At 54.1% G+C, this 24,902-nt stretch carries 17 protein-coding genes and 1 tRNA gene; 13 read left to right on the forward strand and 5 right to left on the reverse strand.

From position 1 onward, the window contains the following. The first annotated feature begins 426 nt into the window (after window positions 1-426). From NP590_RS00240 to NP590_RS00255, 4 genes are all read left to right on the forward strand, one after another. Window positions 427-3,045: an MMPL family transporter gene (locus tag NP590_RS00240; RefSeq protein WP_256600122.1), complete on the forward strand. Its 2,619-nt coding sequence runs from the start codon at window positions 427-429 to the stop codon at window positions 3,043-3,045. Between the two features lie 47 nt (window positions 3,046-3,092). Continuing rightward, a complete protein-coding gene (locus tag NP590_RS00245) occupies window positions 3,093-4,586 on the forward strand; it encodes a SulP family inorganic anion transporter (protein ID WP_256600123.1) in 1,494 nt (497 codons plus the stop codon). Next, window positions 4,586-5,452 carry a universal stress protein gene (locus tag NP590_RS00250; protein ID WP_256600124.1) on the forward strand — a complete coding sequence of 289 codons (867 nt, stop codon included), beginning with the start codon at window positions 4,586-4,588 and terminating at the stop codon, window positions 5,450-5,452. Before NP590_RS00245 ends, NP590_RS00250 begins: the two co-directional genes overlap by 1 nt. 62 nt (window positions 5,453-5,514) lie before the next feature. Beyond that, the gene (locus NP590_RS00255; protein WP_256600125.1) at window positions 5,515-6,795 is read left to right on the forward strand and encodes a YhjD/YihY/BrkB family envelope integrity protein; all 1,281 of its coding nucleotides are present in this window, start codon (window positions 5,515-5,517) and stop codon (window positions 6,793-6,795) included. Between the two features lie 114 nt (window positions 6,796-6,909). Here the strand turns inward: NP590_RS00255 and NP590_RS00260 are convergent, their stop codons facing one another. The 4 genes from NP590_RS00260 to ygfZ all read right to left on the reverse strand — a co-directional run bounded on the left by NP590_RS00260 (window position 6,910) and on the right by ygfZ (window position 11,502). Then, on the reverse strand, window positions 6,910-8,643 hold the full coding sequence (locus tag NP590_RS00260; RefSeq protein WP_256600127.1) for a DEAD/DEAH box helicase: 1,734 nt from the start codon (window positions 8,641-8,643) through the stop codon (window positions 6,910-6,912). A gap of 118 nt (window positions 8,644-8,761) precedes the next feature. After that, a complete protein-coding gene (locus NP590_RS00265) occupies window positions 8,762-9,739 on the reverse strand; it encodes a COX15/CtaA family protein (protein WP_256600128.1) in 978 nt (325 codons plus the stop codon). A 6-nt stretch (window positions 9,740-9,745) separates the two neighbouring features. Next, on the reverse strand, window positions 9,746-10,588 hold the full coding sequence (locus NP590_RS00270; protein WP_256600129.1) for an HDOD domain-containing protein: 843 nt from the start codon (window positions 10,586-10,588) through the stop codon (window positions 9,746-9,748). A gap of 2 nt (window positions 10,589-10,590) precedes the next feature. Beyond that, the gene (ygfZ, locus tag NP590_RS00275; protein WP_256600130.1) at window positions 10,591-11,502 is read right to left on the reverse strand and encodes a CAF17-like 4Fe-4S cluster assembly/insertion protein YgfZ; all 912 of its coding nucleotides are present in this window, start codon (window positions 11,500-11,502) and stop codon (window positions 10,591-10,593) included. An 83-nt stretch (window positions 11,503-11,585) separates the two neighbouring features. Here ygfZ and NP590_RS00280 point away from each other — a divergent pair, with 83 nt between their 5' ends. From NP590_RS00280 to NP590_RS00310, 7 genes are all read left to right on the forward strand, one after another. Continuing rightward, complete coding sequence (locus NP590_RS00280; protein WP_256600131.1) at window positions 11,586-12,017, forward strand: protein YgfX; 432 nt, start codon at window positions 11,586-11,588, stop codon at window positions 12,015-12,017. Continuing rightward, window positions 12,002-12,880, forward strand: coding sequence for an HDOD domain-containing protein (locus NP590_RS00285; RefSeq protein ID WP_256600133.1), 879 nt, complete (start codon window positions 12,002-12,004; stop codon window positions 12,878-12,880). The genes NP590_RS00280 and NP590_RS00285 overlap by 16 nt, the downstream gene beginning before the upstream one ends. A gap of 11 nt (window positions 12,881-12,891) precedes the next feature. Further along, a complete protein-coding gene (locus NP590_RS00290; protein WP_256600134.1) occupies window positions 12,892-14,085 on the forward strand; it encodes a sensor domain-containing diguanylate cyclase in 1,194 nt (397 codons plus the stop codon). 148 nt (window positions 14,086-14,233) lie between these two features. Continuing rightward, window positions 14,234-15,325 carry a redox-regulated ATPase YchF gene (gene ychF / locus NP590_RS00295; protein WP_256600138.1) on the forward strand — a complete coding sequence of 364 codons (1,092 nt, stop codon included), beginning with the start codon at window positions 14,234-14,236 and terminating at the stop codon, window positions 15,323-15,325. Between the two features lie 47 nt (window positions 15,326-15,372). Next, a tRNA-Met gene (locus tag NP590_RS00300) sits at window positions 15,373-15,450 on the forward strand. A 279-nt stretch (window positions 15,451-15,729) separates the two neighbouring features. Continuing rightward, a complete protein-coding gene (locus tag NP590_RS00305; RefSeq protein ID WP_256600139.1) occupies window positions 15,730-18,006 on the forward strand; it encodes a Tex family protein in 2,277 nt (758 codons plus the stop codon). A gap of 99 nt (window positions 18,007-18,105) precedes the next feature. Then, a complete protein-coding gene (locus NP590_RS00310; protein WP_256600140.1) occupies window positions 18,106-18,510 on the forward strand; it encodes an exosortase system-associated protein, TIGR04073 family in 405 nt (134 codons plus the stop codon). Window positions 18,511-18,589: 79 nt separating this feature from the next. On the opposite strand, the gene NP590_RS00315 is transcribed toward NP590_RS00310, so the two are convergent. Beyond that, the gene (locus tag NP590_RS00315; protein WP_256600141.1) at window positions 18,590-22,039 is read right to left on the reverse strand and encodes an AAA family ATPase; all 3,450 of its coding nucleotides are present in this window, start codon (window positions 22,037-22,039) and stop codon (window positions 18,590-18,592) included. A gap of 218 nt (window positions 22,040-22,257) precedes the next feature. Between NP590_RS00315 and NP590_RS00320 the strand changes: the two genes are divergently transcribed. Next, a complete protein-coding gene (locus NP590_RS00320) occupies window positions 22,258-23,715 on the forward strand; it encodes an FAD-linked oxidase C-terminal domain-containing protein (protein ID WP_256600142.1) in 1,458 nt (485 codons plus the stop codon). Beyond that, the gene (gene glcE, locus NP590_RS00325; protein ID WP_256600143.1) at window positions 23,715-24,770 is read left to right on the forward strand and encodes a glycolate oxidase subunit GlcE; all 1,056 of its coding nucleotides are present in this window, start codon (window positions 23,715-23,717) and stop codon (window positions 24,768-24,770) included. The genes NP590_RS00320 and glcE overlap by 1 nt, the downstream gene beginning before the upstream one ends. The last annotated feature ends 132 nt before the right edge of the window (window positions 24,771-24,902 follow it).

A 24,902-nucleotide genomic window follows, 5' to 3' on the forward strand; every position in this document is an offset into this window, starting at 1 on the left:
GTTGCTTGTTGGACAGGCGACGGCAGCAAGGATGCTGCCGTCGAGCCTACACGGACGTATTTACGGCGTCCTGTCCGGCGAGGAACCGTACCCAGCTGCACTACTTTCATTTGCCGGGGCGATCGCCAGGCCTTCATGAACGTTACTCTGAAAGTCATGGTGGGAGCGATGCAATAGTCGCGATTCGCAAGGCCATCATCGCGACTATGCATCGCTCCCACGAGATTGCCTTTCATTTGCCGGGGGGTTCATGACCGTTAGGGGAAGAATAGCGCTTTTGCTTATAATAGCCTGTCGATTTCTCGGATTGTCCGGCCGGCCGGGGTAAAACGCAGTATGCCCCTGTTTGCCGACGAAATAAATCCAAAGCCCCTACACCGGTTTTGTGCGATTTTCTTTTTTACTGCTTTTTAGCCTTCCAACATTATGCCTCTTGCCGCCACAACGATAAAAACCCGCTTATTTGCGTTTTTATCCCGCTTACCCATCCGTTTTCCCTGGTCGCTGCTGTTGCTGTTTGCTCTGCTCGCCACCGGCAGCGTGTTTTATACCCGCGATCATCTGGGTATCAACACCAATACCAGCGACTTGCTGTCGCAGGATCTACCCTTCATTAAAATCCGCGCCGAATTGGATAGGGCTTTTCCGCGGGACGCCCTGGCCATCATCGTGGTGGTGGAATCCCCGACGCCGGAGCAAACCGCGGAAGCGGCAAGAACTATAGAAGCTCATCTGCAAGTGGAAAAAGCCTTGTTCGAATCCGCTTACACCCCGGTCGATAACGCGTTTTTCCGCCGGCAGGGTTTTTTATATTTGACCGAGGAAGAACTTGAAACGCTGTCGAACAAACTGGTGGACGCCCAGCCCTTTATCGGCTACTTGTCCGCCCATTATCATTTTGCCGGTTTAACCGACATCATTGGTCTGGCCCTGGAAGGACGGGAGCGGGATTTGGCCATGCCGCTGGATCCCTTGTTGAACGCCGTCGGCGAGTCTTTGCGGGCGGTCAAGGCCGGCCGGCCGCATTATCTGTCCTGGCAACAGTTGCTGACCGAAAAAAGTTTTGCCGGCGATCAAACCCGAAGGCTGGTGATTACCCGCGTGCATCTGGATTACAAGCAACTGATGCCGGCCGGCAAACCCATGCAACATCTGCGCGAATTGGCCGTCGACATGGCCGGTCGCTTCCCGGGCGTCCAATTGAGTTTTACCGGCGAAATCGCGCTGGAACACGAGGAAATGGAAACCGTGAACCAGGGCATGATCATCTCCAGTCTGGTCTCTCTGGTACTGGTGTGTCTGGCATTATGGATAGGCCTGCGTTCGTTGAGACTGCTGCTGATGACTTTTGTGGCCTTGCTGGTGGGTTTGGCGTTGACCGCCGGTTTTGCCGCCTTGACGGTGGGGCATTTGAATTTGATTTCGGTGGCCTTCGCGGTGCTTTACATAGGTCTGGGCGTGGATTTCGCCACCCATTTGTGCCTGCGATATCAGGAATGCCGCCAGCAAGGCATGGCTACCGAACAGGCTATCTTAAACAGCATGGATACCGTGGGCCGCTCGCTGTTTTTATGCGCGGCAACCACCGCAATCGGTTTTTTTGCCTTTATCCCGACCGATTTCAAGGGGGTTTCAGAGTTGGGCATCATTTCCGGCGGCGGCATTTTCATCGGCTTGCTGGTGTCGCTGAGCTTGCTGCCGGCCATGTTGAAACTGTTGCCCATCAATCCCCCGCCGACCAACGGCAAGACCTTTCTGCCCGAATGGATCTATGAGTTTCCGTTCAGGCATGCCGGGGCGGTTTTGATACTTGCGGCGACGGCCGCCTTGTTGGCCGGTTTGACCTTGACCCAAATGCGATTCGATTCCAACCCGATCAATTTGCGCGACCCCAACACCCAGTCCGTGATTGCCTTTAAACAATTGTTGCGCAGCCAAACCGATTCGCCGTTTGCGACCTCGGCGCTGACCGACAGTCTGGCGCATGCCGATGAGTTGGCGGCCCGTTTCGCCAAATTGCCCAGCGTGCACGAAGCCATTACCCTGAGCGATATGGTGCCGGGGCAACAGGAAGAAAAGCTGGAGATCATCGATAACCTGAATCTGATCATGCCGGTGCAACTGAATCGTTTTGCCGAACAGCCGGAACATTCGGATGTGCGGGCGGCCTTGCTGAAGTTGCGGGACAGGCTGCAAACAGCTGTCCGGCAACCCGGGCAACTCGTGGCCTTGCCGGTTTTGGAGCAACTGACGCGGGAAGTGACGGATTTTATCCAATATGCCGATGCCCTGCCCAATCCGGTCGCCGGCTACGCCGTGCTGGAAGACAGCATCATGAAGCTGTTGCCGCACACCATGCTGATGCTGCGCGACGGTCTGACCGCCAGCGAATTCGGCATCGAAGATTTGCCGCCGGAAGTGACATCGCAATGGGTGAGCGCCGACGGGATTTACCGGGTATTGGTATTACCCAAGCAGGATTTGAATAATCCGGAAAATTTGAAGCGGTTTGTGAACGAGGTCATGGGTATCTATCCGAAAGTGTTCGGTTTGCCGATAGGCGATGTCACGTCGGGCCAAGCCATCGTCGATGCGTTTATACAAGCTTTCTCCGGCGCGCTGGCGATGATCGTGCTGTTGCTGTTGCTGTTGACGCGGCGTATCAAGTCCACCTTGTTGGTCGTTACGCCCTTGCTGCTGGCGGCCCTGCTGACGGCGGCCGGCAATGTGTTGCTGGACAATCCGTTCAACTTTGCCAACATCATTGTGTTGCCGCTGCTGTTGGGCATGGGCGTCGATAGCGGCATCCATATCGTGCACAGGTTGCGGCATCAGCCCGATCATAAACAATTGCTGCAAACCAGCGCGGCCCGCGGGGTGTTTTACAGTGCCTTGACCACCTTGTGCAGTTTCTCCAGCCTGGCCTTCAATACCCATGCCGGCACCGCCAGCATGGGTTTGCTGCTGGCCATCGGCATTTCCCTGACCCTTGTGTGCAGTATGCTGGTATTGCCGGCCATGGCGCATAAAATCGGCATCGAGTAATTGGCCGGACGGGCAGATTTTTTAGTGGTTACAGCGTTAGGATACTCATGCTCTTTTTATCGAAAAAACGGGATTGGCTAGGCAATTTGCGCGGCGACCTGCTGGCGGGTTTGGTGGTGGCGCTGGCGCTGATTCCGGAGGCCATTGCCTTTTCCATCATTGCCGGCGTCGACCCCAAGGTCGGCTTGTATGCCTCGTTCTGCATTGCGGTGATAACGGCTTTCGTCGGCGGCAGACCGGGCATGATTTCGGCGGCAACCGGGGCGATGGCTTTGTTGATGGTGACGCTGGTCAAGGAACACGGCTTGCAATATTTGTTGGCGGCAACCCTGTTGACCGGTGTGCTGCAAATCGGCGCCGGGTATCTGAAACTGGGTAGTCTGATGAGTTTTGTGTCACGTTCGGTGGTGACCGGATTCGTCAACGCCCTGGCCATTCTGATTTTCATGGCCCAGTTGCCGGAATTGACCAACGTTACTTGGCATGTGTATGCCATGACGGTGGCCGGTCTGGGCATTATTTACCTGTTTCCCTATTTGCCCGTGCTGGGTAAATGGCTGCCTTCGCCGCTGATCAGCATCGTCTCCCTGACGGCGGTGGCGGTGATTTTCGAGCTGGATATCCGTACCGTCGGCGACATGGGCGCATTGCCCGATACCTTGCCGGTATTCATGTGGCCGCAAGTGCCGTTGAATTTGGATACCTTGCTGATCGTTGTGCCCTATGCGCTGCCCATGGCGGTGGTGGGTTTGCTGGAATCCTTGATGACGGCCACCATTATCGATGAGTTGACGGATACGGCCAGCGATAAAAACCGCGAGTGCAAGGGCCAGGGTTTGGCCAATATCGGCGCGGGTTTGTTGGGGGGCATGGCCGGCTGCGCGATGATCGGCCAGTCGGTCATCAATATCAAATCCGGCGGCCGGGGCCGTTTGTCCACCTTTACCGCCGGCACTTTATTGTTGATTATGGTGGTATTTCTGGATCAGTGGATTTCCAAAATTCCCATGGCCGCGCTGGTGGCGGTGATGATCATGGTGTCCATTGGTACCTTCAACTGGCGCTCCATCCTCAATCTGAAACAGTATCCCGTCTCGACCAATATCGTCATGCTGGCGACCGTGAGCGTGGTGGTGTGGACGCACAATCTGGCCCTGGGCGTGTTTGTCGGCGTGTTATTGGCATCCTTGTTTTTTGCCAATAAAATCAGCCATTTCATGTATGTCGATTCCAGTATCGACGAAGCCGGCGCTACCCGGACTTATCGGGTGGTCGGTCAGGTGTTTTTCAATTCGGCGGACAAGTTCACGGCCGCCTTCGATTTCAGGGAAGCCTTGGAAAAGGTGGTTATCGATCTGCACCGGGCGCACTTTTGGGACATTAGCTCGGTGACCGCCCTAGATAAGGTCGTCATCAAATTTCGCCGCGAAGGCGCGGAGGTGGAAGTGGTCGGTCTTAACCAAGCCAGCAGCACCATCGTCGATCGCTTCGGCATGCACGACAAACCCGAAGAAATCGAAAAGGTTCTGGGAGGCCACTGATGCAGGTTCAAAACAATACGGTACTGGCTTGCGTGGACGGCTCGAATTTGCTGCCGGCGGTGTGCGATTACGCGGCCTGGATCGCGCAACGGCTCGCTGCGCCCTTAACCTTGCTGCATACCATCGATCATCATCCGGAAACCGCCGCCGCGCTGGACTTGTCCGGTAATATCGGCGTGGATGGCAGCGACCAATTGCTGAAGGACATCGTGGCGTTGGAATTGCAGCGGAGCAAGCTCAAATTGCAACAAGGCAAGTTGATCATGGCGGCGGCCCGGCAAAGAGTGCTGCAGTCGGGCATCGCCACGGCGGATTTACACAGTCGCCACGGCAGTCTGGTGGAGTCGTTGATAGAGCTGGAAGAATGCATTGGGGTTTTGGTGGTCGGCGCGCGCGGCAAAGTGCACGAAGATCAGGCCGATAAAATCGGCGCCAAGCTGGAGTCCATCGTGCGTTCCTTACATAAGCCCATTCTGGTGGTCAACGGTGCGTTTAAAGCGCCCGAACGTATCATGCTGGCTTACGACGGCAGCGCAGCCGCGGATAAAGCCGTGGACATGGTGGTGAACAGCCCGCTTTGTCGCGGGTTGTTATGCCACTTGGTTTGTGTCAGCGAGCAGGATTACGGCGGCGAGCTGTTGGAAAAGGCCGCCAACACCTTGAAACAGGCGCCCGGTATCAAACTGATCAGCCAAAAACTCGGTGGTAATCCCGAGCAAGCGTTATGCGATTATCAAAACCGCTTCGACATTGATTTAACCGTCATGGGGGCCTTCAGCCATAGCCGGATTCATGATCTGCTGTTGGGCAGTTTTACGGCAAAAATGCTGTTGCAAAGCCATAAGCCGTTGTTGTTGCTGAGGTAGATGCCGATCCTTCGGCAACTGCCGCGTTTGCGCCCCTCAATCTCGGTTGTGAAATAACCTTTATGGAACAACGATGCGCTTTTTCTAAAGCCTTACTAAAACAGGCGGCTTACACTCTGCAAGGTTTTATTCATGCGCTGGCGAGGGAGTATGAAGAAGGCGGCTTGAAACAACGGGCCATGAGCTTGGTTTATATCAGCCTATTGTCGCTCGCGCCGTTGTTGGCGGTCAGCTTTTCTATTCTGAAAGGTTTTGGGGTGCATAACCAGATTGAGCCGTTTTTAGCGGAATTTCTGGCGCCATTAGGTGCAAAGGGTGCGGAAATAACCGGCAATGTGATTGCGTTTGTCGAGAACATAAAAGTCGGCGTGCTGGGTTTTGTGGGGTTTTTGCTGCTGTTTTATACCGCCATATCGTTGTTGGCGGAAATCGAGAGTTGTTTTAACCATATCTGGCGCGTCAGCAGACCGCGTTCGCTTTACCGGCGCTTTACCGATTATTTGACCGTCATATTGATCGGGCCGGTATTTTTGTTTTCCGCCATCGGCATTAGCTCATCGATGGGCGACTCGGAGTTGGTGCGGCGCCTGGTGCAAATGGAACCCTTCGGCTTCGCGTATTATCTATTTGGCCTGATTTTACCCCATGTACTGATCTCGATTGCGTTTGGCTTTGCCTACGTCTTCATTCCAAACAGCAAGGTGAAACTGGTGCCGGCCTTGATCGGCGGTTTATGCGCCGGAGTAGCCTGGAAGGCCGTGGGTACGTTGTTTGCGAATTTTATTGCCGATTCCACTCAGTACAGCGCGATATATTCCGGATTTGCGGTGATCTTGCTTGCCATGATCTGGCTTTATATCAGCTGGCTGATCTTGCTGATGGGTAGCGTGGTGGTATTTCATGTTCAATACCCGCGTTATCTGCGTTACGTTAAACGTCGGCCGCGGCTGAGTATTCAATGCCAGGAAAGCTTGTCTATTTTGCTGATGGTTATGATTGGTCGCCAGCATTTAAACAGCGGAACGGGCTGCACTTTACAACAGTTGGCGGATGCGGTGGATGTGCCGTGGGAAGCCGTCGAGGAAATTTTACACGGCTTGACTCGGGCGGGTTTTTTGCTGGCGCTGGAAAACGATTCAATGTTCGTTTTGGCCCATGATACCGATAACATTTTATTGATCGAGATACTGAATGTTATCCGCACTGCCGGCGACGGCTCGATAAGCAATCGAACTTGTATCGCCATGGAACCCGCGCTACAAAACCTGTTCGTCGCTCTGGAGCAACGTGGAGTTGAAATTTTACAATCGAGCAGTTTAAGAGATCTTCTTACCGGCCCATAAGGCGGCGCGCCAAAACGATTAACTTGTGGGGATCAATCATTCATCGCGCTCATCGATATGGGCCGCTGATCTTGCCGAAACCGAGCATAATTCGGCCATGGCGGTTTAAGTCGATTACTCTTTGTTTTTGCCGCGTTTCGAGGTGGAACCCACCCGTTTTTTGCTTTTGTCTTTTTTGACCAAGGCCGGATCGTATTTGGAAATATTCAGCGGTTTGCCGGCGACCCTGACTTTTTTCAAGGCCTGAAACAAATCCTTCGGCATGCCGGCCGGTAGTTCCACCGTGCTGTAATTTTCCTCGATTTTGATGCGGGCAATATGCTCGCCGTCGATACCGGTTTCATTGGCGATGGCACCGACGATATTGCCGGGCTTGACGCCGTCGCCATGGCCGACTTCTATGCGGAACAATTCCATTTCCACGGCGCCGGCCCGGCCGCGCTCGCGTTTGGGCGCGCGGTCGCGCTCGTGGTCTTTGCCGCGGGATTTATCGTCGGCATCCTTGCGCGGTTTTTTGGCTACATCCTTCATCAACAAGGGCGTATCGCCTTGCAGCAGCTTGGCCAGCGCGGCGGCAATGTCGATGGCCGGCACGTCGTGTTCGACCTGATATTGGTTGATCAGCTGGTTGTAAAAACTCAATTCCTCGGCGGCCAGGGTGTCGGTGATGCGTTGCTTGAAACGGTTGACGCGGGCGTTGTTGATGAATTCGGTCGAGGGCAGTTGCATTTCCTCGACTTTTTGCTTGGTGGCCTGTTCGATGTTGGCCAGCAGGCGTTTTTCCCGCGGCGAGACGAACAGGATTGCGTCGCCCGTGCGGCCGGCGCGTCCGGTGCGGCCGATGCGGTGCACGTAGGATTCGGTGTCGTAGGGGATGTCGTAATTGACCACGTGGGTGATGCGGTCCACGTCCAGACCGCGGGCGGCGACATCGGTGGCGATCAAGATATCCAGCTTACCGCTCTTCAGGTTGTCGATGGCGCGTTCCCTCAGGGCCTGCGACATGTCGCCGTTGATGGCGGAGGCCGAGAAACCGCGCGCTTCCAGTTTTTCGGCCACTTCGATAGTGGCGGTTTTGGTTCTAACGAAAATGATCATGCCATCGAAGTTTTCCGCTTCCAGAATGCGGGTCAGGGCATCCATTTTGTGCAGGCCGCTGACGAACCAGTAGCGCTGGCGAATATTGGCGGCGGTGGTGGTTTTAACCTTGATGGTGACTTGTTCCGGGTTATTCAGATATTTTTGCGCGATCTTGCGGATCTCGGTGGGCATGGTGGCCGAAAACAAGGCGGTTTGCCGGGTGGACGGGGTTTGTTCCAAAATCCATTCCACATCGTCGATAAAACCCATGCGCAGCATTTCGTCGGCTTCGTCTAGAACCAGGGTTTTCAGCTGGTCCAGCTTCAAGGTGCCGCGGCGCATGTGGTCCATCACCCGGCCCGGCGTGCCGACCACTACGTGGGCGCCGCGATTGAGTTGGCGCAACTGCACTGAGTAATCCTGGCCGCCGTAGATCGGCAGCACGTGAAAGCCCTTGATGTGGGCGGCATAGCTTTGAAAGGCTTCGGCGACCTGAATGGCCAATTCGCGGGTCGGGGCCAGTACCAAGGCTTGTGGATCTTTTTGTTTAATGTCGATGCGAGTCAATATGGGCATGGCAAAGGCGGCGGTTTTGCCGGTGCCGGTTTGGGCTTGTCCCAGCACGTCGCGGCCGGCCATGACGAAAGGAATGATCTGCGCCTGAATGGGGGAGGGTGTTTCGTAGCCGATGGTTTCCAGCGCTTTTAAAACCGGTTCGGATAGTGCTAAATCTTTGAAGGACGGCGTAGGGGTGGGGGTGTCTGACATTAAAAATACCTGTAGAGAATAAAGAGAACTGTCCGCGCGTGGCGGACAATGGCGGCATTGTAACGCAAAACAACGCTACAATGCTTAACTTATTGATAAGTTGGATAAAACGCTGGAGTTAGCGGGCGGATTCGCCTTGGGCGTAATGCAGGCAAATAAACAGAAAAAATTGGGCGCCGAAAATCAAATTGGCCATCAGCAGGTGAACGGGTTGGGCAAGCGCCGGAAATCCCAGTCTGTCCAGGCTGACGCCGGCCAGAATGGCTGTCACGATCAGGCCGATCAAGCCATGGGCCACTTTCAGCAACAGACTGTCTTTTTCAACGTTTTTACGCAGGGTCCAGGCCAGCCATAGATTGGTGAACAGAATCAGCGACGAAAACGAGCGATGCACGTAAAAAATGATGGGGAAGCTGTCTCGCCAGTATTGGCGGTCGATATAGCTGTGTTGATGGGCGATGTAATCCACCGATTCCCGAACCTGAGTGCCCATGGCAATTTGCAGCAAGGTCATCAGCATGGCTATTTTAAGCACCCAGATAAAACGCGGGGTCAGCCAAGCGGCATTCAGCGCCGTCAACAGGTTTTTTTGCGAGCGGCTGATGGCGTAAATCAATAATGCCACGATGAACAAGGCCAGCAACATGTGCAGGGTGATCATGAAGGGCTTCAAGTTGCTGGCGACCACCGCCGAGCCCAACCAACCTTGAAAACCCACCAGGAAAAAGGCGGATAGGGCCAGGTAAAAGGTGGTCTTGTCGGTTTTCAGATAAATACGCGACGACCAGGCGGTAAGAAAAATCAAAAATCCTATACTGACGCCAACCAGCCGATTGGTATATTCGGTCCAGGTTTTCACCGGATTGAAAGCGGTGCTCTCATAGCCGCGCGCGGCATAGATTTCGTGGTAATTGGCCGGCAGTTGCGCTTCGTCGGTCGGCGGTACCCATTGGCCGAAACAGGTGGGCCAGTCCGGGCAGCCCATGCCGGCGCCGGAAGCGCGGACGACGCCGCCCACCAGTATGACGAAATATACGGCGAAAATGGTGAGCGTGCCCAGGCGGCGAAAGCGGTTGGCGGCTTGGTGATCTATCATCTGATTTCAAAGAAACATGGATTGAGCAAGTTCTATTTCTTCCGAAACGCCTTCGATTTCCAGAATTTCCGCGTCGGCTTGCAGGCCGAGCTTGGCAAAGGCCGGCACCGTGGCCCAATCGACCCGGCAGGCGGGATGATCCGTGCCTGCGATGCTCTGTAAAAACGCCACTTGCACCAAATCGACGTAATCGGCCGGGCCGTCATGATCGCGCTGGAAGTTTACATATTCCGATGCCACCAGTTTTAATTCCTCCGGAAAGTTCCAGGTATCCATGATCAGTTTACCGACATGGGGATGGGCTTTTTCCAGCAGTTTTTCCAGGCGGGAAGGGCTGTCCTTGAATTCGGGGATTTTTTCCACCAGGGTTAAAATCGGCAATTTGCCAATCTGATGAATCAAGCCCGCCAGCATGGCTTCATCGGGGTTGAGTTTGGGCACGAAGGTGGCCAGGGCCCGGCTGATGGCGGATACATTGACGCCTTGCTCCCAAATGCCGCGGAAATAATGTTCCAGCAAGGCCGTGGTCGGCTTGAACATCTGTTGCATCACCAAACTGGTGATCAAGGTGCGTATGGTGCTGTTGCCGAGCCGGGTTACCGCCATCTGGATATTCTTGATTTCGTTGGCGCCGCGATACAGCGGGCTGTTGGCAACCTGAATCAGCCGGGCGGATAGCGCGGGGTCGGTGGCAATCATTTCGGCCAATTCCTGAGCCGAGGCGTCGCCCTTGGACACGGAATCGCGCACTTTTAATGCGATATCAGGCAGGGTAGGCAATATCAGCCGATTTGCTTCAAGCTCGGTTTTTACGTGGATCAGAAAGTCTTGCACAGATTTGAATTGCATGGTTAAGCTTTCCGGCTATTGGCGGGGATCAGTTTGATCGCGGTGCTCTTACTGTCATCCAGTATAAGGTTTTTTGTGGTGTCATCAACTGTTTGTAGCACTGTCAGCAGGCGGGTGATCCCGTCCGATGATTCCAGACACAGAATTTCACCGCATTTATCCCCGGAGTCGGCGTCTTTGATCGCGTAATCACTATCGGGCGGCAGGATTTTGTCGCACTCGGCCAGATAAAGATGGCGTTTGGCTTTGCCCAGATAATGGGTGCGGGCGACGACTTCCTGACCGGTATAGCAGCCTTTGTTGAAACTGATGCCGCCCAGTTGGTCGATATTTAACATCTGCGGGATGTATTGTTCCGATTTGGCGGCGGCAAACCAGGGAAAACCGCTGGAAATTTCCCAAAAGCGCCATTCTGCAAGCTCGCCGACCGGCAGTTTTTCGAGCGCCGTGGTATCGGTCGCCGGCGCAATGCACAAAAATCCGCCAGTGCTAAACGGCATTTTTACAATCAGAAGGCCGGCGGTTTGGCTGCATTCGAAATCCTCCCGCAGCAGGCTGGTATCGCCGATGGCGCCGGCTGTCATCAGGCCGATCAGGCTCAGCTTGTCCGGCTTATCCAGTCGGACTTTAGCGCGCAAAATATAGATTCGGAGTTTTTTTAGGACGATGTCCACCAAATCGGCGGGCAGGATCAGGAAAAATCCCGTGTGCGTTTTTATGACCAGCAATGTGCTGATCACGCGCCCCTTCGCGTTGCAAAAGGCCGCAATACTGGATGTTTGCAGAGACAGTTCGTTGATGTTACAGGTCAGTTGTCCTTGTAAAAACTGACTGGCATCCTGGCCATTGACTTCTATAATGGCTAAATGGGTCAAAGGGTAAAGAAAATCGTGCGGCTGGTTTTGAGCGGTCATCGAGTCGCTGTATCGGAAAGGTTAAGCAGAGGGTTGTTGGGTTGACCATTCTACACGCGGCGTGTCGATATTATGATGGGGAAATGGAACAAAGTTTTCAAGCGTCACATTTTTTTGTTATAGTTCCTTCGCGGCGTTTAAGGTGGCTGGTCGATTCGCTGCATCTGCTGGCTTTTCTGGCCTGTGGCTTGAACGGCTTGCCGGTTTTTCAGCGGATGCTTTTATGTGTCGCGGTTACGATCGCCTGGGCCGTGCGGCACGCAGCCCGGAAAACTTCTACGCCATCGCTGCGATATACTAAAAATCAGGGCTGGGAGATCGCGCTTGATGGCGGCGATTACGTAGCTATCGAAGTGTTGAATGACACCGTTATCAGCCCATGGGCGGTGTTTTTATGCTTTAAGGCGGATGCGCTATCCACCACGTCATTGATAATAGCGAACGATGCGTTGGCCGTCGACGATTTTCGCCGCTTGAGAGTTCAACTTATGTTATCCGGATGCGGGCAAAACTAATGGACGATGTGCTTAGAGAGTCAATCGAATCGCGTATCAACAAGCTGAAAAATTTGCCGGCCTTGCCGGAAGCCAGCGTGAAAATCTTGGCCGCTGTGAACGATCCGGATGTGGATATCGATAAATTGGTAAAGGTGATTGCCTTGTCGCCGGCATTGGTTGCCCGTTTATTGGGTTTGGCCAATTCGGCTTTTTTTGCCCAGTCGCGTCAAATCGACGATTTGCATACCGCCATCGTGCGGGTTCTTGGCTTGCAGATGGTCAAAAGCCTTTCCCTGGGTATATTGCTGAATGTGCAATTGGATGCCAGACAGTGTAAATGTTTCGACAGTCAGTCGTTCTGGATGCATTCGTTGATTACGGCGGTGGCGGCGCAAAAGTTGGCCGGTATCGATGGGGGGCGGGATTTGTCCGCCGCCAACGCCTATACCGGCGGCCTGCTGTTGCATATCGGCCTGTTGGTGGTCGCCTACTTGTTTCCCAAGGAACTGGACGTGATTTTATGCCGGGGGCCAAGCGATTATCGGCATATCGAAACCGAGGTTCAAAAATACTTTGGTCAAAGCCACTATCAAATGGGATATATTTTGTTAAAAAAATGGCGTTTACCGGAGTTTTTTCTATCCATGCTGCGGGATATCGACTCCAAGGAGCCGGTTGAAGAACGGGCGGCGTTTGTTCGTTGCATACTTGCCGGTCAGCGGATTTGCTATGCGCTGTTAGACGATAATGCGGATGAAAGCGGGCTTGAACCCGTTGCGCAACAAGCCGGTCTGCCGTTTGATCAAGTTGTTATGGTCTTTCGAACGATGTTGAACAACAAGGACAATGTGCAAAAACTGGCGGCTGAAATAAGCGGATAATGAGTGCGAACATGTTGCTGAGTTTAGATAATAACGATTGGGAACGCTCCAATGTACAGGATTTGATCGTCGATCTGGTGAACGCGCTTTCCGCCGTCAAGTCACTGTCTGAAATCAGTTGCGAAATGGCGGATGAGAAGCAGGTTATTCGCATGGCTTTATCCTGCCTGCTTTCCAATCAGGATATCGAAAGGTGCTCATTCTTCATCGCGGACGATGGCGGCGTGCTGAGTAATGTTACCGGTATCAGCGTGATCGATCAGGCGGGAGGCGAGGCTTCCGTCTTGCGGGGTACCATGAGTTTCCGTACCGGCGAGGGTATTGTCGGCGCGGCGGCGGCGACGGGAGAAATGCAATACTGCCGCAATTGCCATGAGGACGAGCAATTTGCCTTGGGCGCGGGTGATGGACGCATGCCGGGCTCCATCGTTTGCACCCCTGTATTTACCTTGCACAGGGAATTGATCGGGGTGTTGAACGTTTCGCATTCGGAGCCCGGTTTTTTTACGGTTTGGCATATGCGCTTGCTGCAGGTTTTCAGCAATATCCTGGGGCAACTCATTACCAATCGGCGTTTGTTTCAACAAATGGAAATTCAGATTGCGTCCAGAACGGCGGAATTGGAGCGCTTGGTTGAAGAGACCCGCCGCTTAAAGGATTACTACGTAAGCATGTCCATGCAGGATCAATTGACCGGGCTGCACAACAGGCGTTATTTTTACGATCAGGTGGGGCTGGCTTTTGCCCAGCATAACCGCTACGAATACCCATTCTGCTTGCTGATGATGGATATCGATCATTTCAAAAGCATAAACGACGAATACGGACATGCGTTTGGGGATGAGGTCTTAATTACGGTGGCGGACGCATTGAAAAAGTTGGTCAGAAACACCGATATATTGGTGCGCTTTGGCGGCGAGGAATTTGTGATCATTTTCGTTAACACCGGCTGCGATAACGGTAAAACATTTGCCGAGCGGATCAGAAACAAAATCAAAAGCTTGAAATGGCGGTTCGCCGACAGGGAGGTTCAATTGACCATGAGTATCGGTTTGTATTGCATGGTTCCCCAAGCCGATAAGGACAACCAGCAAAACGACATCGATCAAATCATTCATTGCGCGGATACGGCCTTGTACAGAGCCAAGGCCAATGGGCGCGACCGGGTGGAGGTGTTTGACAGCAAACTGAATAAGGTGGGTTGATGTTTTCCGGCGGGACAGGTTTCCGCTCCGGGCTTTGCCTGTAGGCGCGAATGGTTCGGGTGGACATTTTGCGCAGCCTTTGTATAATCCCGCCCCATTTTGTAGCCGATTTTATTCGGTTCCCGCACTCTCATTCTAAGATAATATCATGGCACTTTCTTGCGGAATCGTTGGCTTGCCCAACGTTGGCAAATCAACCTTGTTCAATGCTTTGACCAAGGCCACCATAGCGGCTGAAAACTATCCCTTTTGTACCATTGATCCCAATGTGGGCGTGGTGCCGGTTCCCGATCCCCGGATGGAAAAACTGGCCGAAATAGTCAAGCCCGAACGAGTCCTTCCCACGACGATTGAGTTTGTCGATATTGCAGGATTGGTGGCCGGTGCCTCCAAGGGCGAGGGCTTGGGTAACCAGTTTCTCGGAAATATTCGCGAAACCGATGCCGTTGTGCATGTGGTGCGCTGTTTCGAAGATGACAATGTAATTCACGTGGCCGGCAAAGTCGACCCGGTCGGCGATATAGAGGTGATTAACACCGAATTGGCGCTGGCGGACATGGCATCGGTGGAAAAGTCCCTGCAAAAAACCGTGAAGGCAGCCAAATCCGGTAACAAGGACGAGGTGGCGAGAAAACAGGTGCTCGAACGGGTATTGGAGCATCTGAATCTGGGCGAGCCGGTCAGAACCCTGGGCTTGTCCGAAGACGACGTCAAACTGATCAAGGAATTATGCCTGATTACGCTGAAACCTACCTTGTATGTGGCAAACGTGCGGGACGACGGCTTCGAGAACAATCCCATGCTGGACAAGGTCCGCGCCTTTGCGGAAAAGGAAGGTTCCAAAGTGGTGGCGGTTTGCGCGGCAATCGAAGCGGAAATAGTGCAGTTGGACGAAGCGGAAAAGCAGGAGTTTTTGGAGGACCTGGGTTTGCATGAGCCGGGTTTGAATCGGGTGGTCAGGGCTGGTTATGCCTTGTTGAATCTGTCTACTTATTTTACCGCGGGCGTCAAGGAAGTCAGGGCCTGGACTATTCCCGTCAATGCCACAGCGCCTCAGGCCGCCGGCGTGATTCATAGCGATTTTGAAAAGGGATTCATTCGAGCCGAAGTCATTTCGTACGAAGATTTCGTTGCCTATAAAGGGGAGCAGGGCGCTAAAGATGCCGGCAAATGGCGTTTGGAAGGTAAGGAATACAAGGTCCAAGACGGCGATGTGATGCATTTTAGGTTTAATGTTTGACATCCCTGTCGTTGGTTTTTATAATGCCGGCTCTTGAACAGTTTAGCGGCGATATAGCTCAATCCGGTTAGAGCGCGGGATTCATAACCCCGAGGTTCCAGGTTCGATCCCCGGTATCGCCACCATATAAAACAAGCGCTTAGGCCAAAAGCCAAGTGCTTTTTTTATGTCCGCTGGATGCTGGAAAATAAAAAGTCAAAAGAAGCCCCGTTAGGGGCTGTGCATGACAACCCGGCATCGTCCGCGTTTACCTCGCCTCATGTCGGCAATGCTATCCTTCAGTCATGTATCCCGCTGTTCTTCTGTCCACCGCACTTCTCGGGCGGAAAAATCGGCTAATCCCCTCTCCCCGTCCGCTGTGCGGTAAAATACGGACCTATTACCAACTATTTCAACTGAAGAAAATGGACGTTATCCAGCGCATTGCCAAAGAACTTTCCGTCAAATCCCAGCAGGTGGCGGCAGCCGTGGGTCTGCTGGACGAAGGCGCCACCGTGCCTTTTATTGCCCGCTATCGTAAAGAGGTGACCGGTGGGCTGGATGATACCCAGTTGCGGATGTTGGAAGAGCGCTTGGTTTATTTGCGCGAACTCAACGACAGACGTAAAACCATCCTGGACAGTATAGGCGCGCAAGGCAAGCTGAGTCCGGAATTGCAGCGGGCTATTCTGGATGCCGACAGCAAAACCTTATTGGAGGATTTATATCTTCCGTATAAACCCAAGCGCCGCACCAAGGCGCAAATCGCTCGCGAGGCCGGCTTGGAACCCTTGGCCGATGCGTTGTTGGCCGATCGCGGCCTGATACCCGAACAGGCGGCCATGGCCTATATCGATGCGGATAAAGGTGTTGCCGACGCTGGAGCAGCCTTGGATGGCGCGCGCCAAATCATCATGGAACGGATTTCCGAAGACGCGGAATTGCTAGCCGAGCTGCGCGAGCGCATCTGGCGCAACGGCATTCTGCATGCCAGCGTGGTCAGCGGCAAGGAAGCCGAAGCCGCCAAATTCAAGGATTATTTCGACTACAGAGAAGCAATCAATAAAATTCCTTCCCACCGGGCGCTGGCTTTGTTCAGGGGACGTAACGAAGATCTGTTGACGTTGAGCTTGAAGCCGGCCGAGTTGGAGCAGGAAGAGCATCAGCTGTGTACGCAATTCGTTTCGCGGCGATTGCATGTCAGCGATATCAGCCGTCCGGCGGATGCCTGGCTGGCGGAAACGGCCCGTTTCGCCTGGAAAATCAAATTGTTCACCCGCATAGACATGGATTTGAAGCTACGGTTGCGCGAGGCGGCGGAACAGGAGGCCATCCGTGTGTTTGCCAGTAATTTACGCGATTTGCTGTTGGCCGCGCCGGCCGGCCATAAGGCCACCATGGGCCTGGATCCCGGCATCCGTACCGGGGTAAAAGTCGCGGTGGTGGACGCCACCGGCAAGTTGCTGGCCACCGACACTGTTTATCCGCATCAGCCGAAAAATCAATGGGATCAATCCATTGCGGTGTTGGCGCGCCTGATCGGCCAGCACCAAGTGTCTTTGGTAGCCATAGGAAACGGCACCGCCTCGCGCGAGACCGACCAGTTAGTAGCGGATTTGATGAAACAGCATAAAGACTTGCCGATCCAAAAAATTGTGGTGTCCGAAGCCGGCGCGTCGGTCTATTCGGCCTCGGAATTGGCGGCCAAGGAGTTTCCGGATTTGGATGTGTCCTTGCGCGGGGCGGTATCCATTGCCCGCCGTTTGCAGGATCCCTTGGCCGAACTGGTGAAGATAGACCCCAAATCCATCGGCGTTGGCCAATACCAGCACGATGTGAATCAGGTACAACTGGCGCGTATGTTGGACACCGTGGTGGAAGACTGCGTGAATGCCGTGGGCGTGGATGTGAATACCGCATCGGCGGCACTGCTGAAACAGGTTTCCGGTCTGTCGGCCAGTATCAGCGAAAATATTGTGGCCTTCCGCAATCAAAATGGTCCGTTCGCCAATCGTAGCCAATTAAAGAAAGTGCCGCGCCTGGGTGACAAGGCTTTTGAACAGGCGGCGGGATTTTTACGGGTGATGAACGGCGACAATCCCTTGGATGCCTCGGCGGTGCATCCGGAGGCCTATCCGGTGGTGAATGCCATTCTGGACGATACCGGCAAATCGATACGGGATTTGATCGGCCAAAGTCAGTTTTTACGTAGTCTGAATCCAGCCAATTACACCAGTGCCGATTTCGGCTTGCCGACGGTCAGCGATATTTTGCAGGAGCTGGAAAAACCCGGCCGAGATCCCAGGCCGGAATTCAAAAGCGCGCAATTCAAGGAAGGCGTGGAAAAAATCTCCGATTTACAACCCGGCATGAGCCTGGAGGGCGTGGTCACCAACGTGGCCAATTTCGGTGCATTCGTGGATATCGGCGTGCACCAGGATGGCCTGGTGCATATCTCTCATTTGGCGGACGATTTCGTCAAGGATCCGCGCAGCGTGGTGAAAACCGGCGATATGGTCAAGGTGCGGGTGTTGGAAGTGGATGTGGCGCGCCAGCGGATTTCGCTGAGCATGAAGAAGAACATTGATAGCAGTGATATTGTGGCGAGCGAAAAACCGCAAAAAAATACTCACAAACCCAAGCCGCAACCGGCCTTGCAAAACAGCATGAGTAACGCTTTTGCCAAGGCACTGAAAAAATAAAATAAAAATGCTCTGCTATACTTTTTCGCACGCCCGGCAGCAACGGATGTTTGTGCTTAAGGGCCCGTATAAAGACCACTAGACCGGATAGGCCAAACTATGAAACTCGATTCCCAAAGATTGACTGCTTTGCTTTTTATGGGCTGGATGGCCTTCGCGCCCGTCGCCCAAGCCGATGACGTCGAAAGTTACGGTCAGACAGTCGGCCGCAAGGCCTTAAACGGTCTTGCGAATATCGGCACGTCTTTTTTGGAGATCCCCAAAAACATCATCAACATCAGCAATGACAGCAATATCGCATTCGGTCTTGCCGGCGGTGGCTTGCAAGGCCTGTTGAATATGGGTGGGCGCACCATTGTGGGTATATCGGATCTGATCCTGGCGCCGCTGCCTACCCAGCCTATCGTCTATCCGCTGTATGTCTGGCAGGATTTTGAATCCGATACCGCCTACGGCCCCATGTTTCGTACATGCAGCCCGTCCGACAATCCTTGCTACAAATAAGCGGCTGTCAATCGCTTCAAGCCGCGCCGTGGAACGCAATGACTGTCCATCCTTAATCTATGGGCAGTCGTGAAATGTCTCAGGCAACCATCTTCAGTTCGCTCAGGCCGTTGGGTTTTTTCACCAGCTCGATTTGAGTCTTGATGCGTTTTTTTACCCCATCCACGTGCGAAATAACCCCAACGATTTTGCCGTGCGTTTTCAGGTTTTCCAAGGTACTCATCGCCAGATAGAGGGATTCGGCGTCCAGATTGCCGAAGCCTTCATCCAGAAACAACGAATCGATGGCCTTGCCGTTGTTGGCTATTTCCGCCAAGGCCAGGGCCAGGGCCAGGCTGACTACGAAGCTTTCGCCACCGGATAGGGTTTGCGGCAGCCGGAGGGCGTTTTTCTGTTTGGTGTCTTCTATTTCCAGTGCCAGCCCATGCTCGCTGATACCGCTGCGGACGTAATAACGGCCGCTGAGCTGTTCCAGAATCCGGTTGGTTTCCGATAGCAGTCTGTCGGTCATCAATTGCTGAATCTGGCGCCTGAAACCGGCCGGATTGTCATTGATAAGCTTGAGTTCGGCTTCGGCTTGAGCCAGCAATTGCTGTTCGGCCTCGATTTGCGTTTGCAGCGTCCGATATCTTTCCTGATATTGTGTTTGTTTGGCCAGTTTGTTTTCCAGGCCTTGGACTTCCTGTTCGGCAATATCCAGGCTTTGGTTGATTTGTTTCAAAGTCTGCCCGATGGCTTGTTCGTCGAGATTTTGAGCCGACGCGGCCGCCCGCTCGCTTTCAAGCGTGGCGTTCAGTTGCGGGATTTGTTGCTCGGTTTCCGCCAGATTCTTAAGCTCGGAGTCCATCTGTTGCCGAATTTCAGCTTCCCGCGCAATCAAATTCAGCGTATCCCGCAGTTGATCCACCGAGGTAAAGGCGCTGCCCGCCAGCCTGTCGCTCAGAGTCTGCAGAATGGTTTTGTGCTCTATGCGCAAAATCCGCAATTGCTGTTCCTGATCGACCATTAGTTTTTGTTTTTCGATGATGGCGATATGCAGGGTCATTTGTTTCTGATACCCCAAGCGCTCGGTGTTATCGGCTATTTGTTGCTGGAAATGGGCGATTTTATCTTCGCAGGCCTGCAGTTGTTGATTTAGCGCGGCAATGTCCTTTTGCAAGCCTTCCTGACGCAATAAATACACCTGATAATCCTGGCGTCGAGCGGTCAGGCGGTCGAACAAGGCATTTTCCTTGCCTTTTGCCGGTAGTTTTTCCCCCAGCATGGGCAGTTGCGCTTGCAGCTTTTCGATCAGGGCGGTTTCTTCCGCGAGGCATTTTTCATAGCGTTGGCCGATTTCATCAAATTCCGGCGGCCTGTTGTCCCATTGGGTTTCCAGGTCTTGAACCGTGGCGCTCAGTTTTGTCAGCTGGGCTTGTTTGGCGCTTATGTCGGCGCTCATCTTGGCGATATTGCGTTGTAACTGGCTGTGTTGGCTGACCAGATTGCCCAGTTTGGTCAGCTCTTCGTTTTCCTGGGTGAACAGGTGTTTCTGCAGCGACAGGTTTTCTATATCCATGCCGTCGCGCATAACATTCAGCCGATTGGCCAGCGCGATCCATTGAGAATGCATCTGTTGCAGGCGTTGTTGTTTGGCCGACAGTTGCGAGTCGAACTTTTGCGCGGCTTTCAACTTGGCGCTGGCCATATCGATACTGGATTTAAGAGCTTGTATCTTACCGCGCTGATCCACCAGGGCTTTCTTCGCATCGGTAAAAACCGGCGGTTTCAGAACATAGGGGTGGTTGGTCGATCCGCACAAATAGCAAGGCTTGCCGTCTATCAGCTTGGCCCGGTCGGCTGCCATTTTTTTGATCAGGGCTTCGTTACGCAGGGCCTGTTCGAGGACTTTGATGATGTTCTCTTCACGGCTCAATTCCTGGCTCAGTTCATCCAGACGGGCTTGCAGTTCGTTGACATCGGGCGGTAGATCGGTGCGTTTTTTGATGCCCAGCCAGCTCAATAACCCCCTGTCGCTCAGTTTGGCGGTGACGGTGGCCAGCGATAACATCTCTTGCAGGTCGTTGACGCGGGCTTGTTGTTCTTGCCGCAACTCTTGCAGCTCTTCCGGGCTTTTACCCTGGGCAATTTCGCGCAGGCTCGTCTGATCGGCTTCTATCCGCTGTTGTAAGTCGGTTAAATCTTCCCGGGTGGTTTGCAGCGTGGTTTTGTTTTTATTCAGAGACGCCGTGATGTTTTTGGCCCAAGTGGCCTGGGTTTTTTGTTTGCCGCCCAGTTCGCCGCGCTGCGCCCTGAGTTGGCGTAATCGGACTACGTCGGGAAAGTCGTTTATCAGGCCGGCATCCCTTTGATGAGCTTGAAACCAGAGGTCGATTTCCGCCAACGCGGTCTGATTATCGCTTATCTGGCGTTGTATCGATTGCGCCAGTTCGCGCTGCCTGGGCAGCTCCAGTTTCAATTCGCTAAGCGATAATTTGAGGGTGTCGACGATCTGCTTCTGCTCGCTGAGCGATTTGTCGGGCACCGGCAAACCGAGCGGATTGGAATGCACCTCAAGTTGGTTTTGCAGCAGGCTCAATTCCTTTTGGTAAGCGTCCAGTGTCGCTTGGTTTTGTGCTATCAGTGCCTGCTTGCCATCCAGCAAGGCGATTTCAGCGCGAAATTGCAGAGCGGGCTGACCGTCCGCGATCCGTTGCAAATCTTGTCGATACTGGCCGATTTTTTGGGATAAATTTCGTTGCCGCTCCAGAAGCCGTTGTTGCCTGTCCTCCAGCTCGGCAATGTTTTGCAAATCGGCGAGTTGCCGTTGGCTGTGCTTTTGCTGTTGCTTGAATTCCGCCACTTGCTGTTTGAAATCGTCAAGATCGTGAGCCGCCGCCTCCAGCGTATCCGGCGTCAATAGCGGAATACCGGCTAAATCCTGCTGTAATTGGCTTAAATTCGATTGGGCTTGCCGGAAGCGGTTTTCGGTTTGCTGTCGGTAGTCGGCATATAGATCGGTACCGCTGATTTTTTCCAGAATATCCATCCGTTCGCTGTCCAGCGCATGCAGGAAGGCGGCAAAATCGCCCTGCGGCAATACGATGGATTTGCCGAACCGGTGAAAGTCCATGCCGGTCAGTTCGGCGATGCGGTGGCGGACTTGATTGGGGGTTTCCGCCAGTAATAATTCTTCGCCGTTCAGCTTGGTCAGGGTCATCTTCGGCAACAACGCAACGGCCTGGTCCGAGGTATCACTGAGCTTCGTCCACCAGGTCGAACGGTATTTATTCTCGCCCAATGCGAATTCAACCTGAGCGAAACAGTCGCTGGTTTGCTTGGTCATCACATGCGCGGCGGGTCTGTCGAAGCGAAAGGTTTCGCCGTAAAGAGCCAGGGTGATGACATCCAGAATGCTGGATTTGCCGGATCCGTTCGGACCGGTAATGGCAAACACCCCGCTGTCGGCAATCGGACCCTGATCGAAATAAACCCGCCCCTCGCCTTCCAGAGAATTGATGTTTTTGAAAAAAATATTAAGAATTTTCATAAATTTATGATTTGTCCGGTATTTATGGGGCCTGTTGTTGCGGCTGCCCAAAAATATGCTGTGCGGGTATTCAACCGTTAGCCTGCCATGATACACGATGAAATTTTGCTAAACAAAAACAAACCGCGCGGGTTTGGCGTATATTTTCCGCCCATGCCGTCCACGGGTCCGGAGTTATCCGTGTGTCTTTTTCAACAAGCGTTTTTCTATCGTCGACCATGCCATTATCCAGCGCCTTTATACAAAAATGCCGGGATCTGCTCGGCGACCGACAGGTGATTGCCGATACGGAATCCCTGCGAGTGTATGAATGCGACGCCTTGGCGGCTTATCGCCAGCTGCCGGAACTGGTGCTGCTGCCGGAAACCGTAGACCAAGTTCAAGCACTTTTGGCTTTGTGCCGGCGGTATCGCGTTCCGGTGGTCGCGCGCGGGGCCGGCACCGGCCTTTCCGGCGGAGCGCTGCCGGTTGCCGGTGCCGTGGTATTGGGCTTGAGTAAAATGCAGCGGATTCTGGCTATTGATCCTGAAAACCGCCGCGCCACGCTACAGCCCGGCGTGCGCAATCTGGCCATCTCCGAAGCCGCCAGGCCATACGGATTGTATTATGCGCCGGACCCGTCCTCGCAAATCGCCTGCAGCATAGGCGGCAATGTGGCGGAAAATGCCGGTGGCGTGCACTGTTTGAAATACGGATTGACCGTGCATAATGTATTGCAAATCAAACTGGTCACCATGGACGGCGAATTGCTGGTGCTGGGCGGCGGCGGCCTGGATACGCCGGGCTACGATTTGCTGGCCTTGGCAATAGGTTCCGAGGGCTTATTGGGCGTGGTGGTTGAAATAACCGTGCGTCTGTTGCCGCTGCAACCGCGGACGCAGGTGCTGTTGGCGGCCTTTGCATCGGTGGAACAAGCCGGTGCCGCGGTGGCGGCGATCATTGCCGACGGCTTGTTGCCGGCCGGCCTGGAATTGATGGACAAGGCAGCGATAAGCGCAACCGAAGCCTTTGCCCATGCCGGTTATCCACTGGAGGCGGCGGCGATTTTACTCTGCGAGCTGGACGGTATGCCCGAGCAGGTGGAAGCGGATAGCCGGCGGACTCGGCGTTTGTTGCAACAGCATGCCGCGACGGAGATTCGGACGGCTGTCGACGAGACGGAACGCAAGCGCTTCTGGGCCGGCCGTAAGGCCGCCTTTCCGGCGGTAGGCCGTATCGCCAGCGATTACTATTGCATGGATGGCACCATCCCGCGCGGGCAGTTGGCGCATGTGCTGCAACAAATAGGTGCCTTGGCCGAAGCCAGTGGCTTGAGCGTGGTGAACGTGTTTCATGCCGGCGACGGCAATTTACATCCCTTGATTTTGTATGACGCCAATAGGGCGGGCGACTTTGAAAAAGTCGAAGCGTTGGGAGGGCGGATACTGGAGCTTTGCGTGGCGGTTGGTGGCGCCATTACCGGCGAGCACGGCGTGGGCCATGAAAAGCTGAATCAAATGTGCGTGCAATTTCGGGCCGCGGAATTGGCGCAGTTTCACCGGCTCAAGCAGGCCTTCGATCCATTGGGTTTGTTGAATCCCGGTAAAGCCATACCAAGCCTGCATCGGTGCGCCGAAATGGGGCGCATGCATGTACACAGCGGCCGGCTGCCGCATCCGGACCTGGAGCGGTTTTAATGCGTGGGACCGATAGAGAGTCGCAAATAGTGCGGCAAGTGTTGCGGGCCATTGAAACCGGTCAAGGTTTGCGTATTGTTGGCGGTGGCAGCAAGGCATTTTACGGTGGCCATTGCACGGCCGATGTCGTGTTAAACACGGCGGAACATTCGGGAGTGATCGATTACCAGCCCAGCGAACTGGTCGTCACGCTGCGCTCGGGTAGCCGTATGGCGGAGATAAGCGAATTGCTGGCCGGGCAGCGGCAAATGCTGGGATTCGAGCCGCCGGATTATGCCGGCCGGGCTACCCTGGGCGGCACGTTGGCCTGCGGATTTTCCGGACCGAGGAGGCCTTTCGCCGGCAGTGCCCGTGATTTCGTGCTGGGTTGTAAAATCGTCAACGGTCGCGGCGAAGTATTGAATTTCGGCGGTCGGGTAATCAAAAACGTGGCCGGCTTCGATGTGTCGCGCTTAATGGTCGGCGCGCTGGGGACGTTGGGCGTGTTGCTGGAAGTAACCTTGCGTGTGTTGCCCGTGCCCGAAACGGAGTTGACACTGGTTTACGCACTTAACGAAGCGCGGGCCTTAAATCGCATGCAACAATTATCCGGGCAGCCCTGGCCGCTTTCGGCAATGGCTTTCGACGGGGAATTTTTGCGCATCAGACTGTCGGGCGCCGAAGCCGCCGTCGGAGCGGCGGCAGCCCAATTGGCGGGTGATATCGATCCGGACGGGGATATGTTTTGGCATGATTTACGCGAGCAACGCTTAAGTTTTTTCCAATTGCCCGGTAGCTTGTGGCGTATCGGTATGGCGCCGGCCTCCGCGCCGTTGAATTTGTCCGGGCGTGGCTTGCTGGATTGGGGCGGGGCCTTGCGCTGGTTAAACAGCGATATGCCGGCCGAGACCATACATGCCGCCGCTTCGGCGCGGGGCGGTCATGCCATATGTTATCGTGGCGAAGACAAAAGCGATTGGATGCGGCTGGATGGCGGTTTGCTCGGTTTGCAACGGAACATTCGCCAAGCATTCGATCCGTTGACGATATTTAATTCAGGCCGTTTGTTTTCCTAACCATCATGAAGTCGTTGCGTCGCCCCTGCCTATGACAGCAGCCTCCCAAGTTGCGATTGCTCGCCGGAAGGGACGCCGTGAATACGTCCGTGTAGGCTAGCCGGCGGCATCCTTTCCCAATATTTTACTTTC

The organism is Methylomonas subterranea (genome assembly GCF_024505185.1).
Classification (GTDB): Bacteria; Pseudomonadota; Gammaproteobacteria; order Methylococcales; family Methylomonadaceae; genus Methylomonas; species Methylomonas subterranea.

Bases quoted from the DNA above. Each gene is read 5' to 3' on its own strand.
- NP590_RS00315 (WP_256600141.1), bottom strand. From the start codon at position 22,039: ATGAAAATTCTTAATATTTTTTTCAAAAACATCAATTCTCTGGAAGGC.
- NP590_RS00255 (WP_256600125.1), top strand. From the start codon at position 5,515: ATGGAACAACGATGCGCTTTTTCTAAAGCCTTACTAAAACAGGCGGCT.
- NP590_RS00310 (WP_256600140.1), top strand. From the start codon at position 18,106: ATGAAACTCGATTCCCAAAGATTGACTGCTTTGCTTTTTATGGGCTGG.
- NP590_RS00265 (WP_256600128.1), bottom strand. From the start codon at position 9,739: ATGATAGATCACCAAGCCGCCAACCGCTTTCGCCGCCTGGGCACGCTC.
- ygfZ (WP_256600130.1), bottom strand. From the start codon at position 11,502: ATGACCGCTCAAAACCAGCCGCACGATTTTCTTTACCCTTTGACCCAT.
- NP590_RS00320 (WP_256600142.1), top strand. From the start codon at position 22,258: ATGCCATTATCCAGCGCCTTTATACAAAAATGCCGGGATCTGCTCGGC.
- ychF (WP_256600138.1), top strand. From the start codon at position 14,234: ATGGCACTTTCTTGCGGAATCGTTGGCTTGCCCAACGTTGGCAAATCA.
- glcE (WP_256600143.1), top strand. From the start codon at position 23,715: ATGCGTGGGACCGATAGAGAGTCGCAAATAGTGCGGCAAGTGTTGCGG.
- NP590_RS00270 (WP_256600129.1), bottom strand. From the start codon at position 10,588: ATGCAATTCAAATCTGTGCAAGACTTTCTGATCCACGTAAAAACCGAG.
- NP590_RS00250 (WP_256600124.1), top strand. From the start codon at position 4,586: ATGCAGGTTCAAAACAATACGGTACTGGCTTGCGTGGACGGCTCGAAT.
- NP590_RS00290 (WP_256600134.1), top strand. From the start codon at position 12,892: ATGTTGCTGAGTTTAGATAATAACGATTGGGAACGCTCCAATGTACAG.
- NP590_RS00280 (WP_256600131.1), top strand. From the start codon at position 11,586: ATGGAACAAAGTTTTCAAGCGTCACATTTTTTTGTTATAGTTCCTTCG.
- NP590_RS00245 (WP_256600123.1), top strand. From the start codon at position 3,093: ATGCTCTTTTTATCGAAAAAACGGGATTGGCTAGGCAATTTGCGCGGC.
- NP590_RS00240 (WP_256600122.1), top strand. From the start codon at position 427: ATGCCTCTTGCCGCCACAACGATAAAAACCCGCTTATTTGCGTTTTTA.
- NP590_RS00285 (WP_256600133.1), top strand. From the start codon at position 12,002: ATGCGGGCAAAACTAATGGACGATGTGCTTAGAGAGTCAATCGAATCG.
- NP590_RS00305 (WP_256600139.1), top strand. From the start codon at position 15,730: ATGGACGTTATCCAGCGCATTGCCAAAGAACTTTCCGTCAAATCCCAG.
- NP590_RS00260 (WP_256600127.1), bottom strand. From the start codon at position 8,643: ATGTCAGACACCCCCACCCCTACGCCGTCCTTCAAAGATTTAGCACTA.